The sequence below is a fragment of the Bacillus sp. FSL R5-0576 genome (assembly GCF_038004765.1).
GTDB lineage: Bacteria > Bacillota > Bacilli > Bacillales > Bacillaceae > Bacillus > Bacillus subtilis.
Genome location: NZ_JBBORU010000001.1, coordinates 1,800,295 through 1,813,922, shown reverse-complemented (window position 1 = coordinate 1,813,922; position 13,628 = coordinate 1,800,295). Strand labels below are relative to the sequence as shown.

The 13,628-nt window shown below is 41.5% G+C and carries 18 protein-coding genes; 7 read left to right on the top strand and 11 right to left on the bottom strand.

Annotated elements, in window-relative coordinates:
• Positions 1 to 21: 21 nt before the first annotated feature.
• Positions 22 to 147, top strand: coding sequence for a hypothetical protein (locus NX903_RS09130; RefSeq protein ID WP_003231548.1), 126 nt, complete (start codon positions 22 to 24; stop codon positions 145 to 147).
• A gap of 46 nt (positions 148 to 193) precedes the next feature.
• On the opposite strand, the gene parC is transcribed toward NX903_RS09130, so the two are convergent.
• From parC to NX903_RS09115, 3 genes are all read right to left on the bottom strand, one after another.
• Positions 194 to 2,614 (bottom strand): DNA topoisomerase IV subunit A, encoded by a 2,421-nt coding sequence (gene parC, locus NX903_RS09125; RefSeq protein ID WP_086343888.1) that lies wholly within the window; start codon positions 2,612 to 2,614, stop codon positions 194 to 196.
• 3 nt (positions 2,615 to 2,617) lie between these two features.
• A complete protein-coding gene (gene parE, locus NX903_RS09120; RefSeq protein ID WP_003231552.1) occupies positions 2,618 to 4,585 on the bottom strand; it encodes a DNA topoisomerase IV subunit B in 1,968 nt (655 codons plus the stop codon).
• A gap of 399 nt (positions 4,586 to 4,984) precedes the next feature.
• A complete protein-coding gene (locus NX903_RS09115; RefSeq protein WP_003245606.1) occupies positions 4,985 to 5,392 on the bottom strand; it encodes a CoA-binding protein in 408 nt (135 codons plus the stop codon).
• A gap of 169 nt (positions 5,393 to 5,561) precedes the next feature.
• On the opposite strand from NX903_RS09115, the gene plsY reads away from it, so the two are divergent.
• Positions 5,562 to 6,143, top strand: a complete 582-nt coding sequence (gene plsY / locus NX903_RS09110) for a glycerol-3-phosphate 1-O-acyltransferase PlsY (RefSeq protein ID WP_003231560.1) — start codon at positions 5,562 to 5,564, stop codon at positions 6,141 to 6,143.
• A gap of 87 nt (positions 6,144 to 6,230) precedes the next feature.
• Entirely contained in the window at positions 6,231 to 6,518 is a 288-nt protein-coding gene (locus tag NX903_RS09105) for a HesB/YadR/YfhF family protein (RefSeq protein ID WP_341109589.1), read from the top strand.
• A 30-nt stretch (positions 6,519 to 6,548) separates the two neighbouring features.
• Here the strand turns inward: NX903_RS09105 and NX903_RS09100 are convergent, their stop codons facing one another.
• The 7 genes from NX903_RS09100 to acnA all read right to left on the bottom strand — a co-directional run bounded on the left by NX903_RS09100 (position 6,549) and on the right by acnA (position 11,382).
• Complete coding sequence (locus NX903_RS09100) at positions 6,549 to 6,848, bottom strand: hypothetical protein (RefSeq protein ID WP_015383773.1); 300 nt, start codon at positions 6,846 to 6,848, stop codon at positions 6,549 to 6,551.
• A 15-nt stretch (positions 6,849 to 6,863) separates the two neighbouring features.
• Entirely contained in the window at positions 6,864 to 7,280 is a 417-nt protein-coding gene (locus NX903_RS09095) for a YbgC/FadM family acyl-CoA thioesterase (RefSeq protein ID WP_017696516.1), read from the bottom strand.
• Between the two features lie 84 nt (positions 7,281 to 7,364).
• Positions 7,365 to 7,616, bottom strand: a complete 252-nt coding sequence (gene tlp, locus NX903_RS09090) for a small acid-soluble spore protein Tlp (RefSeq protein ID WP_003231568.1) — start codon at positions 7,614 to 7,616, stop codon at positions 7,365 to 7,367.
• Positions 7,617 to 7,652: 36 nt separating this feature from the next.
• Complete coding sequence (gene sspN, locus NX903_RS09085) at positions 7,653 to 7,799, bottom strand: acid-soluble spore protein SspN (protein WP_003231569.1); 147 nt, start codon at positions 7,797 to 7,799, stop codon at positions 7,653 to 7,655.
• Positions 7,800 to 7,863: 64 nt separating this feature from the next.
• Positions 7,864 to 7,989: an FbpB family small basic protein gene (locus NX903_RS09080; RefSeq protein ID WP_003244964.1), complete on the bottom strand. Its 126-nt coding sequence runs from the start codon at positions 7,987 to 7,989 to the stop codon at positions 7,864 to 7,866.
• A 79-nt stretch (positions 7,990 to 8,068) separates the two neighbouring features.
• Positions 8,069 to 8,581: a redoxin domain-containing protein gene (locus NX903_RS09075; protein ID WP_021479773.1), complete on the bottom strand. Its 513-nt coding sequence runs from the start codon at positions 8,579 to 8,581 to the stop codon at positions 8,069 to 8,071.
• Positions 8,582 to 8,652: 71 nt separating this feature from the next.
• Positions 8,653 to 11,382: an aconitate hydratase AcnA gene (acnA, locus tag NX903_RS09070; RefSeq protein ID WP_021479772.1), complete on the bottom strand. Its 2,730-nt coding sequence runs from the start codon at positions 11,380 to 11,382 to the stop codon at positions 8,653 to 8,655.
• A 227-nt stretch (positions 11,383 to 11,609) separates the two neighbouring features.
• Here acnA and sspO point away from each other — a divergent pair, with 227 nt between their 5' ends.
• The 4 genes from sspO to yneK all read left to right on the top strand — a co-directional run bounded on the left by sspO (position 11,610) and on the right by yneK (position 13,070).
• The gene (gene sspO, locus NX903_RS09065; protein ID WP_003244839.1) at positions 11,610 to 11,756 is read left to right on the top strand and encodes an acid-soluble spore protein SspO; all 147 of its coding nucleotides are present in this window, start codon (positions 11,610 to 11,612) and stop codon (positions 11,754 to 11,756) included.
• 31 nt (positions 11,757 to 11,787) lie between these two features.
• Positions 11,788 to 11,934 (top strand): small acid-soluble spore protein P, encoded by a 147-nt coding sequence (locus NX903_RS09060; protein WP_003221237.1) that lies wholly within the window; start codon positions 11,788 to 11,790, stop codon positions 11,932 to 11,934.
• A gap of 79 nt (positions 11,935 to 12,013) precedes the next feature.
• A complete protein-coding gene (cotM, locus tag NX903_RS09055; protein ID WP_072174018.1) occupies positions 12,014 to 12,406 on the top strand; it encodes an outer spore coat protein CotM in 393 nt (130 codons plus the stop codon).
• 235 nt (positions 12,407 to 12,641) lie between these two features.
• Positions 12,642 to 13,070, top strand: a complete 429-nt coding sequence (gene yneK / locus NX903_RS09050; protein ID WP_003231580.1) for a DynA interaction protein YneK — start codon at positions 12,642 to 12,644, stop codon at positions 13,068 to 13,070.
• A gap of 30 nt (positions 13,071 to 13,100) precedes the next feature.
• Here the strand turns inward: yneK and NX903_RS09045 are convergent, their stop codons facing one another.
• A complete protein-coding gene (locus NX903_RS09045) occupies positions 13,101 to 13,592 on the bottom strand; it encodes a CcdC family protein (RefSeq protein ID WP_086343887.1) in 492 nt (163 codons plus the stop codon).
• Positions 13,593 to 13,628 lie beyond the last annotated feature (36 nt).

Genomic DNA, 13,628 nt, shown 5'->3' with positions numbered 1-13,628 from the left:
AATATGAGGAGGCTGTTAAACATGTTGTTTATCTTAAGAATGGTGATTTTAGGCTTATTTTCTTTCACAGCGCTGAATTTATTTGTATGGCAGGGGATTGAAGTCATTCATGCTGTAACAGATCTATTCACCAACCATGAAAGCTGATAAAAAACAAACGAAACCCGCTCATATAGTATGAGCGGGTTTTTTATTATTGTTCTGTATGAAGGCGCCAAACAGCTGTAACCTTACCTGATTCCTCTTCATCAAAAAAGAAAGAGCCATTGCTGTATCTGTCGTTTGTCCGCAACTCTTTTGCCTGCAGTTCTTTTCTGTCGCCTTTTTCTGTTTCTGCCATTAGTCGCTGTTCAAGACCGCAAGCGAACAGTGCTACAACACGGTGAGGATTCTTTTTCAGTTCCCTTAGCATTACGACACCGCGTTTTGCGCGGGATGTCTTCTCGAACTCAGAAAGACTCATGCGTTTTACCGCTCCCCGCTGTGTGAACAAGACAATTGAATCAGATTGCTGAAGGATCTCACCGGAGACAACAAAGTCATCCTCTTTTAAGTTAATCCCTTTGACACCTGCCGCACGCGCGCCAACTACATTCACTTCGTCTTCTCCAAACCATAGACCGTACCCTAAGTGAGTGGCCATAAAGATCTGGCTTTCCCCATTTGTTACATGTACATCAATCAGTTCATCTTCACCCTTCAGATTTAAGGCCACAAGCGCCTTAGAATAACGCTGTGCTTTATAATGGGTGAGCTCTGTCTTTTTCACCATCCCGTTTTTCGTAAAGAATAGAAGATATGCCGACGGATCAAATTCTTTTATCGGTATGGCCTTTACAATCGTTTCATCACGGTCAATAGTGATCAGATTTGAAAAATGCTGGCCCATGTCCTTCCATCTGATATCAGGCAGCTGGTGAACAGGACAATAGATGTAGCTTCCTTTGTTCGTAAAGAGCAGCAGCACGTCTGTCGTATTCATTTCAAACTGATGCAGCATCCTGTCCGTATCTTTCATTCCGAAATCCTGACCGTTGGAAGCGGCAAATGAGCGCTGGCTCGTCCGTTTTAGGTAACCATCCTTCGTAACGGTTACATATACATCCTCAGATGCAACCATGACTTCGAGATTGATTTTAATTTCTTCAATTTTTTCTTCAATCACGGAGCGTCTCGTATCTGCATATTTCTTTTTCAGTGCTTTTAAGCTGTTTGTAATCACTTTTAGCAGTTTTTTATCATTGCTCAGAATAGATTCGAGCTCTTCAATTTTTTTACCGAGCTCTTCTGCCTCTTCCTTAAGCGCTGTGATATCGGTATTGGTTAAACGATATAGCTGCAATGACACGATGGCTTCAGCCTGAGGCTCCGTAAATTCATATTTCGCGATCAAATTGTTTTTAGCGTCACGTTTATCGCTAGAAGAACGGATTGTTGCAATCACTTCATCCAAAATAGACAAAGCTTTCATGAGCCCTTCTACGATATGATGTCTGTCTTTTGCTTTTTGAAGCTCGTAAACGGAACGGTTTGTGACAACTTCCTTTTGGTGTCCGATATATGCATCCAAAATAGACGGCAGGCTCATCAGCATCGGACGGCGGTTATGGATAGCCACCATATTGAAGTTATATGTGATCTGCAAATCAGTGTTTTTGTATAAGAAATTCAAAATACCTTTGGCATCAGCTTCTTTTTTCAGTTCAATGACCACTCTCAGCCCTGTTCGATCCGTTTCATCACGAACCTCTGAGATGCCTTCAACCTTTTTATCAATACGGAACTCGTCCATTTTTTTTACAAGGTTTGCTTTATTTACTTCAAATGGAATTTCAGTAATGACAATTTGTTCTCGTCCGCCTCTGATTGTTTCAATTTCAGCCTTTCCGCGGATAATGATTTTTCCTTTTCCGGTTTCGTAAGCTTTTCTTATCCCGTCAACGCCCTGAATAATACCGCCTGTCGGAAAATCAGGCCCTTTAATGACTTCCATGAGTTCATCAACAGAGCAAGATGGCATTTGAATACGCTTAATGACAGCATCAATGACTTCTCCCAGATGATGAGGGGGAATGTCGGTCGCGTATCCTGCTGAAATCCCGGTAGATCCGTTGACCAATAGGTTAGGAAACATCGCCGGGAGTACGACAGGCTCCTTGCTTGTATCATCAAAGTTCGGCACAAATTCAACCGTGTTTTTGTCAATATCCCGAAGAAGCTCAGATGCAATCGGAGATAATCGTGCCTCTGTATAACGCATGGCTGCCGGGGGATCTCCGTCGATGCTTCCATTGTTTCCATGCATTTCGATTAACACATTACGAACTTTCCAATCCTGGCTCATCCGCACCATTGCTTCATAAACCGAGCTGTCACCGTGCGGATGATAGTTACCGATGACGTTACCGACCGTTTTGGCCGCTTTTCTGAAGTTTTTATCAAACGTGTTTCCATCTGTATGCATCGCATACAGAATTCTGCGCTGTACCGGCTTTAATCCGTCTCTCACATCGGGCAGCGCCCTGTCTTGAATAATATATTTACTGTAGCGTCCAAAACGGTCGCCGATCACCTCTTCTAATGGTAAATCATGAAATAATTCTGGCTGTGACAATCATTAAACCTCCTCAGCGACCGATAAGTTTTCATTTTCTAAAATATTGCTTTCTTCATCTAAGCCGAAAGCGACGTTTTTCTCAATCCACTTTCTGCGCGGCTCTACTTTGTCTCCCATTAACGTCGTCACACGTCTCTCTACACGTGCCGCATCGTCAATTTTGACCCTAACAAGTGTGCGGGACTCCGGATTCATCGTCGTTTCCCACAGCTGGTCTGCGTTCATCTCTCCAAGACCCTTATATCGTTGAATGGTATAGCCTTTGCCGACTTTTTTCAGGACATCACCCATCTCTTCATCAGACCATGCATATTCAATGATTTCCTTCTTCCCGCTTCCTTTACTGACCTTATATAAAGGTGGCAGCGCAATGAACACCTTGCCATGCTCAATGAGTGGTTTCATATAGCGATAGAAAAAGGTAAGAAGCAGCACTTGAATATGGGCGCCGTCAGTATCGGCATCGGTCATAATGATGATTTTGTCGTAGTTGATGTCATCGATTGAGAAATCTGCCCCGACTCCCCCGCCGATCGCATGAATGATCGTATTGATCTCTTCATTTTTAAAGATATCAGCAAGCTTAGCTTTTTCTGTATTAATGACTTTACCGCGTAAAGGCAGAACCGCCTGGAATCTGCGGTCTCGTCCCTGCTTGGCTGACCCGCCTGCTGAATCTCCCTCAACGAGATACAATTCATTTTTTGCCGGGTTTCTTGAACCCGCAGGCGTCAGCTTTCCGCTTAAAGTCGCTTCTGATTTTTTTCGTTTTTTGCCGCTTCTTGCTTCTTCACGGGCTTTGCGTGCCGCTTCGCGCGCCTGGCTCGCCTTGATTGCTTTTTTGACAAGAAGCGTTGCGGTGTCCCGATTTTCCTCTAAAAAGTAAGCAAGCTGCTCTGAAACAATCGCATCCACCGCTGATCTTGCTTCACTGGTACCGAGCTTTCCTTTTGTTTGTCCCTCAAATTGAAGAAGCTCCTCAGGAATGCGGACAGAAATAATGGCTGAAAGCCCTTCCCTTATATCGGTGCCTTCAAGGTTCTTATCCTTTTCTTTCAGCAAAGCCACTTTTCGCGCATATTCATTAAAAGCACGCGTCATTGCAGTTTTTGCACCTGACTCATGCGTCCCGCCGTCTTTTGTTCTGACATTGTTGACAAACGACAAAATATTTTCAGAATAACCATCGTTAAACTGGAACGCAAAGTCCACTTCTATAGAATGATGCTCACCCTCAAACGAGACCACTTCAGACAAGACGTCTTTTTCTTCATTTAAGTAAGCAACAAACGCTTCTATGCCGTTTTCATAATAAAAGACCTCACGCTGGTCATTGCGTTCATCAATCAGCTCAATTTTCAGTCCTTTTAACAAAAACGCAGACTCTCTTAAGCGCTCAGAGAGCGTTTCAAAATTATAAGTGGTTGTGCTGAACATCGTTGGATCTGGCTTAAAGTGTGTAAGAGTTCCCGTCTTTTTTGTTTTGCCGATCTTTTCGAGAGATGTAACCGGTTTTCCTCCATTTTCAAATCGCTGCTGATAGACAAAACCGTCCCGCTCAATGGTAACCGTCAGCCATTCAGATAAAGCATTCACGACTGATGCACCAACTCCGTGGAGCCCGCCGCTTGTCTTATAGCCGCCTTGGCCGAATTTCCCTCCGGCATGAAGCACCGTTAAAATCACTTCAGGGGTTGGTTTGCCGAGCTTATGCATTCCGGTCGGCATGCCGCGGCCTCTATCCTGTACAGAAATACTATTGTCTTTATGTATTTTGACGATTATGTGATCTCCATGGCCGGCAAGCACCTCGTCGACAGAGTTATCTACAATTTCATAAACCAAGTGGTGCAAACCCCGCGCGTCAGTAGAGCCAATATACATACCCGGCCTTTTCCTGACAGCCTCAAGGCCTTCGAGCACCTGTATGGCATCTTCGTTGTAATCAAATTGCTGTTTTCTAGCCAAACGTACAAACCCCTTTCAAAAACTAACATTGTCTTTCTCTTTTTCAGTGTTACACATCATTTGTATATAAGATATTTTTTATAAACCTCGCCTCGAGCCAGTACTGCCTTGGACTCCTCATTATAACCAATATGTTTGCAATCGCAACATAGAGCTAACGAATCAGTTCTTCTCAAAACATAGGCTAGTGCTGTTTTTACACCATGAGAACGTATGTTTGTTTATTATATATAAAGCAGCAGACCTTCGCAAATCGAACGGCCGAAACCCAGCTGGACAAGGTATTCAAAAAAAGCTGTTCAAGCTTTATTGTATCTGTTTCACCGTAATACGCAAACAATATCTTAAAATTAAAAAGCAAAAATCCTTGAATTTACAAGGATTTTTGCAGTTCTGCACCTATTTTGTTACAGCGTGTGCCACTTTTATGCACAGATCCATGATAACCGTTCTGCCTTTTTCTTTTAGCATCTGGTATGCTTCTTCATTAACTAGCCCTTGCTGTGCCCAAAAGACTGGCGCATCTGTCTCTAAAAACTCTTCCGCCACTCCAGGAAGCTGTTCTGAGCGCCGGAATACATTTACGATGTCAATCGGACCGTCTATCTCTTTTAAAGATGAAACGGCTTTGACACCTAGCGCCTCATCAATTGTCGGGTTCACAGGGATAATTTCATAACCCGCGTCCTGCATTGCTTTTGAAACCATATGTGATGTTCTATCCGGACGGTCTGAAAGCCCTACTACGGCTATACGTTTGCTTCTTTGAAGAATCTCTTTAATTTCCGCTTTAGAAGGGTTTTGCATCGTGTGTCACTCCTTTTCCACTTATTTTACACGATCAAAACAGGAGAAATCAAAATATGATGCATGTTTGATTGGATTTGTAAGCAAACTTTACAAAAAAACTTATCATCAGATCATGACATCTCATGTTAAAATAAAAAGAAGGGAATTTGAAAAAGGAGAAATGTAGATGTTAATTGCTTTATTGATTATTTTGGCCTACTTGATAGGCAGCATTCCATCTGGCTTAATTGTGGGCAAGCTTGCCAAGGGAATTGATATTCGGGAGCACGGAAGCGGCAACTTAGGCGCTACCAATGCATTCCGTACATTGGGTGTAAAAGCTGGTTCGGTCGTCATAGCCGGAGATATTTTGAAAGGGACACTGGCAACTGCATTGCCTTTTCTCATGCATGTTGATATTCACCCGCTTCTTGCAGGAGTCTTTGCGGTTTTAGGCCACGTGTTTCCCATCTTCGCCAAATTTAAAGGCGGTAAAGCCGTGGCGACATCAGGAGGCGTTTTGCTATTTTACGCACCCCTGTTATTTATCACGATGGTTGCGGTATTCTTCATCTTTTTATACTTGACTAAATTTGTTTCTCTCTCATCGATGTTAACAGGGATCTATACTGTTATATATAGTTTCTTTGTCCATGATACGTATTTATTGATTGTCGTTACCCTGCTCACTATTTTTGTGATATACAGACACCGAGCGAACATTAAACGAATTATCAATAAAACAGAACCTAAAGTAAAATGGTTATAAGCTTAAAAAACTTCTCTTTTGACACAGAATAGCCTAATACGTTTATAATAGAGAAAATTCAAATGAAGAACAAAGGGGTGTTCTGTTATGAATATGACAATTAACGAAGACGCATTGAACTGGTATAAAGAAGAACTCGATTTGGAAAGCGGAGACCAGGTTCGCTTTTTCGTCCGCTATGGAGGCTGCAGCAACGTTCAAAAGGGTTTTTCTCTCGGTGTAGCGAAAGATGCGCCACAAGAGGCTGGAGTCACTGCAGAAGTTGACGGCATTACCTTCTTTATTGAAGAAAGTGATTTATGGTACTTTGATAACCACGACCTTCTCGTCAGCTATTCAGAAGACGCTGATGAACCGGTTTTTGAATACCAATAAAAAAGAACGCACATCATGTGCGTTCTTTTTTTACAAATGAAATCGTATTAGATGATCGGTTAGGTTTTCTTGTTCCAAAATATATTTTTGTGTTTCCCCCAGCAGATCGAAGTGAGGAAATTCACTTTTCTTATGGAGCCATTCTTTTTTTAACCCGTACGCCGCTCCCCACTGAACCAGCTTATCAATGTCTGCACAGCCGGCTTTTGTCACAGTCCTTGCTTCTGGAAATCGGTCATCCAGCCAGTAATGTGTTAAAAAAGCGATTTCTCCTCTTTTCACTGCTTGTTTCCACCGGTTAAGTTCCTCCCGTTTCACACCAAACGCCATATCCCGTTCACTTCCCTATTTTTTGGCCTTTTCATATGCTGTGTGCCAATCAGGAAAAGCTTTGCGGAATTGAATTGGCTTAAAGCTTTCTTTATCCACACAAATATGAGATGAGGTGGCTTTGATGGAAAGCTCACCGGCCGGATTATAAATGTGATAACCATAGACGGTTTTAAAGCCGTTATATTCCTCTATCCATGTATGTACAACCGCGGTTTCTCCGTAATGAAGCGGCTTTTTATAGGAAATGTTGATATCAACGACTGGGGACAGAACGCCTCTTTTTTCCATATCACTATATAAAAAGCCTAAGTCCTTAATTAAGGCCGTTCTGCCGACCTCCATCCACACAAGATAATTTGCGTGATAAACAATTCCCATTTGATCTGTTTCTGCATAACGCACTTCTATTTCTTTTTTTGATACATGCAAGATTACTCTGCTCCCTTAACGTCAATTTAGCCCCATTTTACCATAATCAAATCAGAAAGAAAAAAACCAGGTTTCCCTGGTTTTTTAAGAACGGTATCCGTTTTGTCTCGCTGCAGATTCGTCCTGTATTTCATTACGAAACGCTTCAATGCTCTGTTCGCGCCTTGCATTTTTTTCTTTGATACGCTGTTTATCTTCTCCTGAAGCAAACTCCATTGATGCTTCTGCTTCTTCTATATTTTCAATTGTATTTTGAACCATATCCTGCAATTTTTCCACATTGTCAGAGCGATCATCAGGATTAGGCTGCTGATATTGATTTTGGTTCTTTGTCATTCGGATGTACCTCCTAGAAATAAACTCGATTTTTCGCTACTCGCCTTTTGTCTGCATGATGATCGGCCGCTGACCTGAAGTATCATGCATTTTTTCCCCTTTATTGGCTTTATATTTTACAGGCTTTGTACCCAAGTGGCTTGGAGCATATTGAGGCTGACCGTTTTTCTTGTTGTTTCCCATGTTTATCCCTCCTCAACAGATAGGTTTCTCAAAAGGAGGGGTAAACATGAATACAAATTAAAGGTTATTTTTGCTTAAATCGCTGTTCAAGCTTTTCCTCAAGCTGATTTAAATACTCTGTATTGGTCATCAGCTCTTTTTTGTTTTCCATGACGAGCTCATGAAAAGAACGTTTTCTCATCTTCTTCACGCTTCTCACCTCCGCATATTCTTTTATTTTTTCCAATTCTGAAAACTTGTAAGCATATTTGAGCATAAAAAAACTGAATCTAATCAAGATCCAGTTTTCGTTCCATTTCTTTTTTTGTCATGGTGCCAACGTGTATGTCTTGGATAACACCTTTTTCATCTAAGATATATGTCGTTGGATATGACATCACGTTATAGTCAGCATTGATCCCTTTTTTATCAATCAGAATGGGGAACGTTAAATCATACGTATCAGCAAACGCTCTGACCTGTTTCTCACTTTTCTCAGCTGAAGTGAAATTTACCGCAACAACCGCAAGTTTGTCGGCGTACTCTTTTTGCAGCTTTTCCATCGCAGGCATTTCCTGACGGCACGGCTTACACCAAGTTGCCCAAAAATTGAGCAGCACTTTTTTGCCTTTTGCATCCTGTAAAGAGCTTTTCTCTCCTGACAGCGTTTTCAAAGTAAAATCAGGTGCTTGTTTCCCCTCTTGAATTCCGACTTCTTTTTTGCTGTATGTTTGATATAAATTCCATCCCGTATAACCAGCAAGCATGATAAGCAGGATCCCTGCGAGCCATTTTTTCAGCATATGCCACCTCCGCAGCACATTGTGTCATAAAAAGAAGAGAAAGCGAAATGCCTTCTCTTCCTATTGATTCATCAGGACTGCTTCATTTTTTCACGAAGCACCATTTGAAGGATGCCGCCATGGCGGTAGTAATCAATTTCAACTTCACTATCAAAGCGTACGACTGCTTCAAAAGTTGTTACATTGCCGTCTTCATTGATTGCTCTTACAGTCACAAGGTCACGAGGACGGACTGTTTCATCAACATCTACCTCAATGACTTCTTTACCCGTTAAGCCGAGTGTATCCGCATTTTCACCTTGTTTAAACTGAAGCGGCAGCACACCCATGAATACAAGGTTGCTTCTGTGAATTCTTTCGAAGCTCTCTGCAATGACCGTTCTGATGCCGAGAAGGTTTGTTCCTTTTGCAGCCCAGTCACGTGAAGATCCCATACCATAGTCTTTTCCTGCTAATACAACAAGACCAGTTTTATCTTCTTTGTATTTCATGCACGCATCATAGATGGATGTTACTTCACCAGTCGGCCAGTACGTTGTAAATCCGCCTTCTGTACCCGGTGCAATTTGGTTTTTGATGCGAATGTTTGCAAATGTTCCTCTCATCATGACTTCATGGTTTCCGCGGCGGGAACCGTAGGAGTTAAAGTCACGAGGAGAAACACCTTTTTCTTGCAAGTACTTTCCGGCAGGCGTATCTTTTCCGATTGCCCCCGCAGGAGAAATATGGTCAGTTGTGACTGAATCGCCGAATTTACCGACAACACGCAAACCTTTTAATGGTTCAACCTTGCCTGGCTCAACAGACATTTCTTCGAAGAATGGCGGATTTTGAATGTAAGTTGACTCGCTATCCCATTTATATAAAGCTTCATCTGTTGTTTCAATTTCGTTCCAGCGCTTGTTGTCATCAAATACTGTTTCATACTCTTTGCGGAATAGCTCTGGCGTAACAGTTTGCTTAACAAGTGCATTGATTTCGTCCATTGACGGCCAAATATCATTAAAGTATACGTTTTGACCATCCTTGCCCACACCAATTGGATCGGTTTTCAAGTTAATGTTTACCGTTCCAGCCAGCGCATATGCCACAACAAGCGGCGGTGAAGCAAGATAGTTGCCTTTAACAAGCGGGTGAATACGTCCTTCAAAGTTACGGTTTCCGGAAAGGACAGACGTAATCAGAAGATCATTTTTCGCAACCGCTTCTTCAATTTCCGGTGAAAGCGGACCTGAGTTCCCGATACATGTTGTACAGCCGTACCCAACGAGGTTAAAGCCAAGCTCTTTCATGTATGGAAGAAGGCCTGAATTCACAAGATATCCTGTAACAACTTTAGAACCCGGTGCAAGTGACGTTTTCACGTAATTAGGCACCTTAAGCCCTAACTCAACCGCTTTTTTCGCTACCAGTCCGGCGCCGATCAGAACGTATGGGTTTGATGTATTTGTACAGCTTGTAATCGCAGCAATGGCGATCGCACCCGTTTTCATAACTGTTTCTTCACCGTTAAGGAGTTTAAACTTAATTTCTTTATTTTCTTCCTCAGCATTTAAACCGAATCCTTGGTTACCTGCAGGGCTGACTAAGTGCTTTTTAAACGTTTCCTGCATAGCAGATAGCGGGATCAAATCCTGAGGACGCTTTGGACCCGATAAGTTTGCTTCAATTTGAGACAGGTCAATTTCAACCACATCAGTAAATTGAGGGTCTTCCGCATCTGGAGTGTAGAACAAGCCATTGCTTCTGCAGTATGCTTCAACAACATCAATATGTTCAGGATCACGGCCAGTCAGGCGCAGGTAGTTAAGCGCTTCTTCATCTACTGGGAAGAATCCGCATGTAGCACCGTATTCCGGAGCCATATTCGCAATTGTTGCGCGATCTGCAAGCGGCAGTTCAGCAATTCCCGGTCCGAAGAATTCAACAAATTTACCGACAACGCCTTTTTCACGCAGCACTTGTGTTACTTTTAACGCCAAGTCAGTAGCTGTTGTTCCGTTTGGAAGCTTGCCGACAAGTTTCGCGCCGATTACCTCTGGAACTGGGAAGTAAGAAGGCTGTCCAAGCATTCCCGCTTCAGCTTCAATTCCACCGACACCCCAGCCGAGAACACCGATACCGTTAATCATTGTTGTGTGTGAGTCTGTTCCGACAAGCGTATCAGGATACGTTACAAGCTCGCCGTCTTCTTCAATGGCATGGACAACACTTGCCAAGAACTCAAGGTTGACCTGGTGCACAATACCTGTTGCAGGCGGCACTGCCTGATAATTGTTAAACGCTTTCTTTGCCCAGCTTAAAAATTTGTAGCGCTCTGCATTTCTTTCGAATTCCAAGTCCATATTTACTGCTAATGCATCTTCTGTACCAGCTTTATCTACCTGTACAGAGTGGTCGATAACGAGATCAACAGGAATTTCAGGGTTGATTTTATCAGGATCTCCGCCGACAGCTGCCATTGCTTTACGCAGTGAAGCCAGATCTACTACTGCCGGAACCCCTGTGAAGTCTTGTAAAATAACACGAGACGGTTTGAACGGAACGTCGATATCCTTTAATTCGGCAGTTCCCCATTTTGCCAAATTTTCCACGTGTTCTTTTTTGATAACGAAGCCGTCAACTTGACGCAATACTGATTCTAAAAGAACTTTGATGGAATAAGGAAGCTTCGAAACCTTTCCTATACCTGAATCTTCTAACGCTTTTAAAGAGTAGTAATGATATGTTTTCCCATTTGTAGTAAACGTTTTTCTCGCTTGGAAAACGTCTTTTGCTGCAGTTTTTTGCTCGTTTGCCATTCTCCAAAATCCCCCTTCAGATCAGATCATTCTCAGATGAACATTACATTCCATCACAATTTTCTCACAATTTCATATTAAAACAAAATCATACATAAGTAAATATCAATGTTTTTATTAAATACAATAAGTTCGACTTATGAGAAAAATGTACCGGTAATTTTTACTGTTTACGCTCTCTCATATAACACAATAAAAGGAGCCATATTATGATTGAGGTGATAATGATGGTCAAAAGAAAAGCGAATCACGTCATTAACGGAATGAATGACGCAAAAAGCCAAGGCAAAGGCGCCGGCTATATTGAAAACGACCAGCTTGTACTGACTGAAGCAGAACGCCAAAATAACAAAAAAAGAAAAACCAATCAATAACACAGAACTCTTTTAAGGAGGTTCTCATTTTATGACCAATAAGAATACAAGTAAAGATATGCATAAAAACGCCCCTAAAGGACACAATCCCGGCCAACCTGAGCCTCTAAGCGGAAGCAAAAAAGTAAAGAACCGAAACCATACAAGACAAAAGCACAACTCAAGCCATGATATGTAAGAAAAGCAGACCTTAGTGTCTGTTTTTTTATGCGTTCACCCATTATAATCCACCGCATATGATGTAAAGCAAGGTTGATATGTGGAGGAATGCTTCCATGGACCATTCAAAACGCAACGATGCAAATGATTTCGATAGTATGGATGAATGGCTTCGGCAATTTTTTGAAGACCCCTTCGCCTGGTACGACGAAACATTGCCTATTGATTTATATGAAACTAGTCAGCAGTATATTATAGAAGCGGATCTGACTTTTTTACAGCCTACACAAGTAACAGTTACCCTTTCTGGATGCGAGTTCATCTTAACTGTCAAATCGTCAGGACAGACTTTTGAAAAACAAATGATGCTTCCTTTTTATTTTAATGACAAAACCATTCAAGCCGAATGCGAAAATCAAATACTCACAGTCGCCGTCAATAAAGAAACAGAAGATGGCTCTTCTTTTTCTCTTCAATTTCCTCTCAGCTAAACATAAAAAGTCACTTTCATCCCCTACTATGAAAGTGACTTTTTTTTTCCGTCCATTTATCGTCAAATACCCTCTAGTGACTCTCCCATGGCCAAATAGCAGATTCACTATACAATAGAATATGATCTACTATCTCTTTTGACTAGACGTCTATCACTTTTTTCTATTCTTTTTTTACTGTGTTCTTCTAATCTCTCTTCGTATACAATATGGTTAGAATAAGGGGGAATGCTTGATGCTGGAAGGATGGTTTTTATGGTTTATTCTGTTTTGGGTGATCATGATGGTAGTCTTATTATCAATCGGCGGTTTTTTCATGTTTCGAAAGTTTTTAAAGCGTTTACCAAAAGAGGACGGCAGATCAGAGCTTGATTGGCAGGATTACTATATTGAAAACAGCAGACATTTATGGAACGATGAAAACAAACAGTTTCTAGATGAATTGACTGCGCCGGTGCCAGAACTGTTCAGAGATGCAGCAAAAGCTAAAATCGCAGGCAAAATCGGTGAGCTTGCATTAAAAGAAAAGGTAGCAAAGATTGATCAGCAACTTATGATCAAAGGCTATATTCTCGCAACTCCTAAAAGAGACCATACCTTCTTAAAAAGGCATCTGCGGGACAAAAAAATCGATTTGGAACCTTATCAGACCCTTCTCAAATAAAAAACCTTTCCTGACAAGAGGAAAGGTTTTTTAATTCATTTGAATATTAGCTGACTGCAGCTCGTTATGAAGTTTTCGATATGATAAATACATGGCGATTCTCCAAGGCACAATCATACCGAAAGCCAGAATCCAAAACATTCCGCTCAGTGCACCATAATCGATTGATGTGCTCAAGATGGATTTCATCACGATTCTGATCACCAAAAGACCGACTAATATAAAAACAAATGCTTTAGAGCGTTTCATGTAAATTTCATTATTTTTAATTTCGAACTTAGAAGTTTTGATTAGAAAAATAGAGAAAATCACACCTAAAGTGAATGCTTCCAAAAACTCTGCACCAGTTACCCAAAATACCGGAAATAAAAACATTAACGCTCCCGTACTCATAAAAATCGGCGGAAGAATGATTTTTTTTGGTGAAACAGGCTTGTCAGAGGACTTTATTCTGACCACCATCACAGCTACAGCCATTAACATAGCAATAATCGATGAAACTATAATCATCATACTTATCATTCCTTTGTTTCTCGGAGTGTTGATACTATATACTAT

Bases quoted from the DNA above. Each gene is read 5' to 3' on its own strand.
- NX903_RS09100 (WP_015383773.1), bottom strand. From the start codon at position 6,848: ATGGCGTTTGGTGTGAAACGGGAGGAACTTAACCGGTGGAAACAAGCA.
- plsY (WP_003231560.1), top strand. From the start codon at position 5,562: ATGTTAATTGCTTTATTGATTATTTTGGCCTACTTGATAGGCAGCATT.
- tlp (WP_003231568.1), bottom strand. From the start codon at position 7,616: ATGACAAAGAACCAAAATCAATATCAGCAGCCTAATCCTGATGATCGC.
- NX903_RS09130 (WP_003231548.1), top strand. From the start codon at position 22: ATGTTGTTTATCTTAAGAATGGTGATTTTAGGCTTATTTTCTTTCACA.
- acnA (WP_021479772.1), bottom strand. From the start codon at position 11,382: ATGGCAAACGAGCAAAAAACTGCAGCAAAAGACGTTTTCCAAGCGAGA.
- sspN (WP_003231569.1), bottom strand. From the start codon at position 7,799: ATGGGAAACAACAAGAAAAACGGTCAGCCTCAATATGCTCCAAGCCAC.
- NX903_RS09060 (WP_003221237.1), top strand. From the start codon at position 11,788: ATGACCAATAAGAATACAAGTAAAGATATGCATAAAAACGCCCCTAAA.
- NX903_RS09105 (WP_341109589.1), top strand. From the start codon at position 6,231: ATGAATATGACAATTAACGAAGACGCATTGAACTGGTATAAAGAAGAA.
- cotM (WP_072174018.1), top strand. From the start codon at position 12,014: ATGTGGAGGAATGCTTCCATGGACCATTCAAAACGCAACGATGCAAAT.
- NX903_RS09115 (WP_003245606.1), bottom strand. From the start codon at position 5,392: ATGCAAAACCCTTCTAAAGCGGAAATTAAAGAGATTCTTCAAAGAAGC.
- NX903_RS09075 (WP_021479773.1), bottom strand. From the start codon at position 8,581: ATGCTGAAAAAATGGCTCGCAGGGATCCTGCTTATCATGCTTGCTGGT.
- sspO (WP_003244839.1), top strand. From the start codon at position 11,610: ATGGTCAAAAGAAAAGCGAATCACGTCATTAACGGAATGAATGACGCA.
- NX903_RS09045 (WP_086343887.1), bottom strand. From the start codon at position 13,592: ATGATAAGTATGATGATTATAGTTTCATCGATTATTGCTATGTTAATG.
- yneK (WP_003231580.1), top strand. From the start codon at position 12,642: ATGCTGGAAGGATGGTTTTTATGGTTTATTCTGTTTTGGGTGATCATG.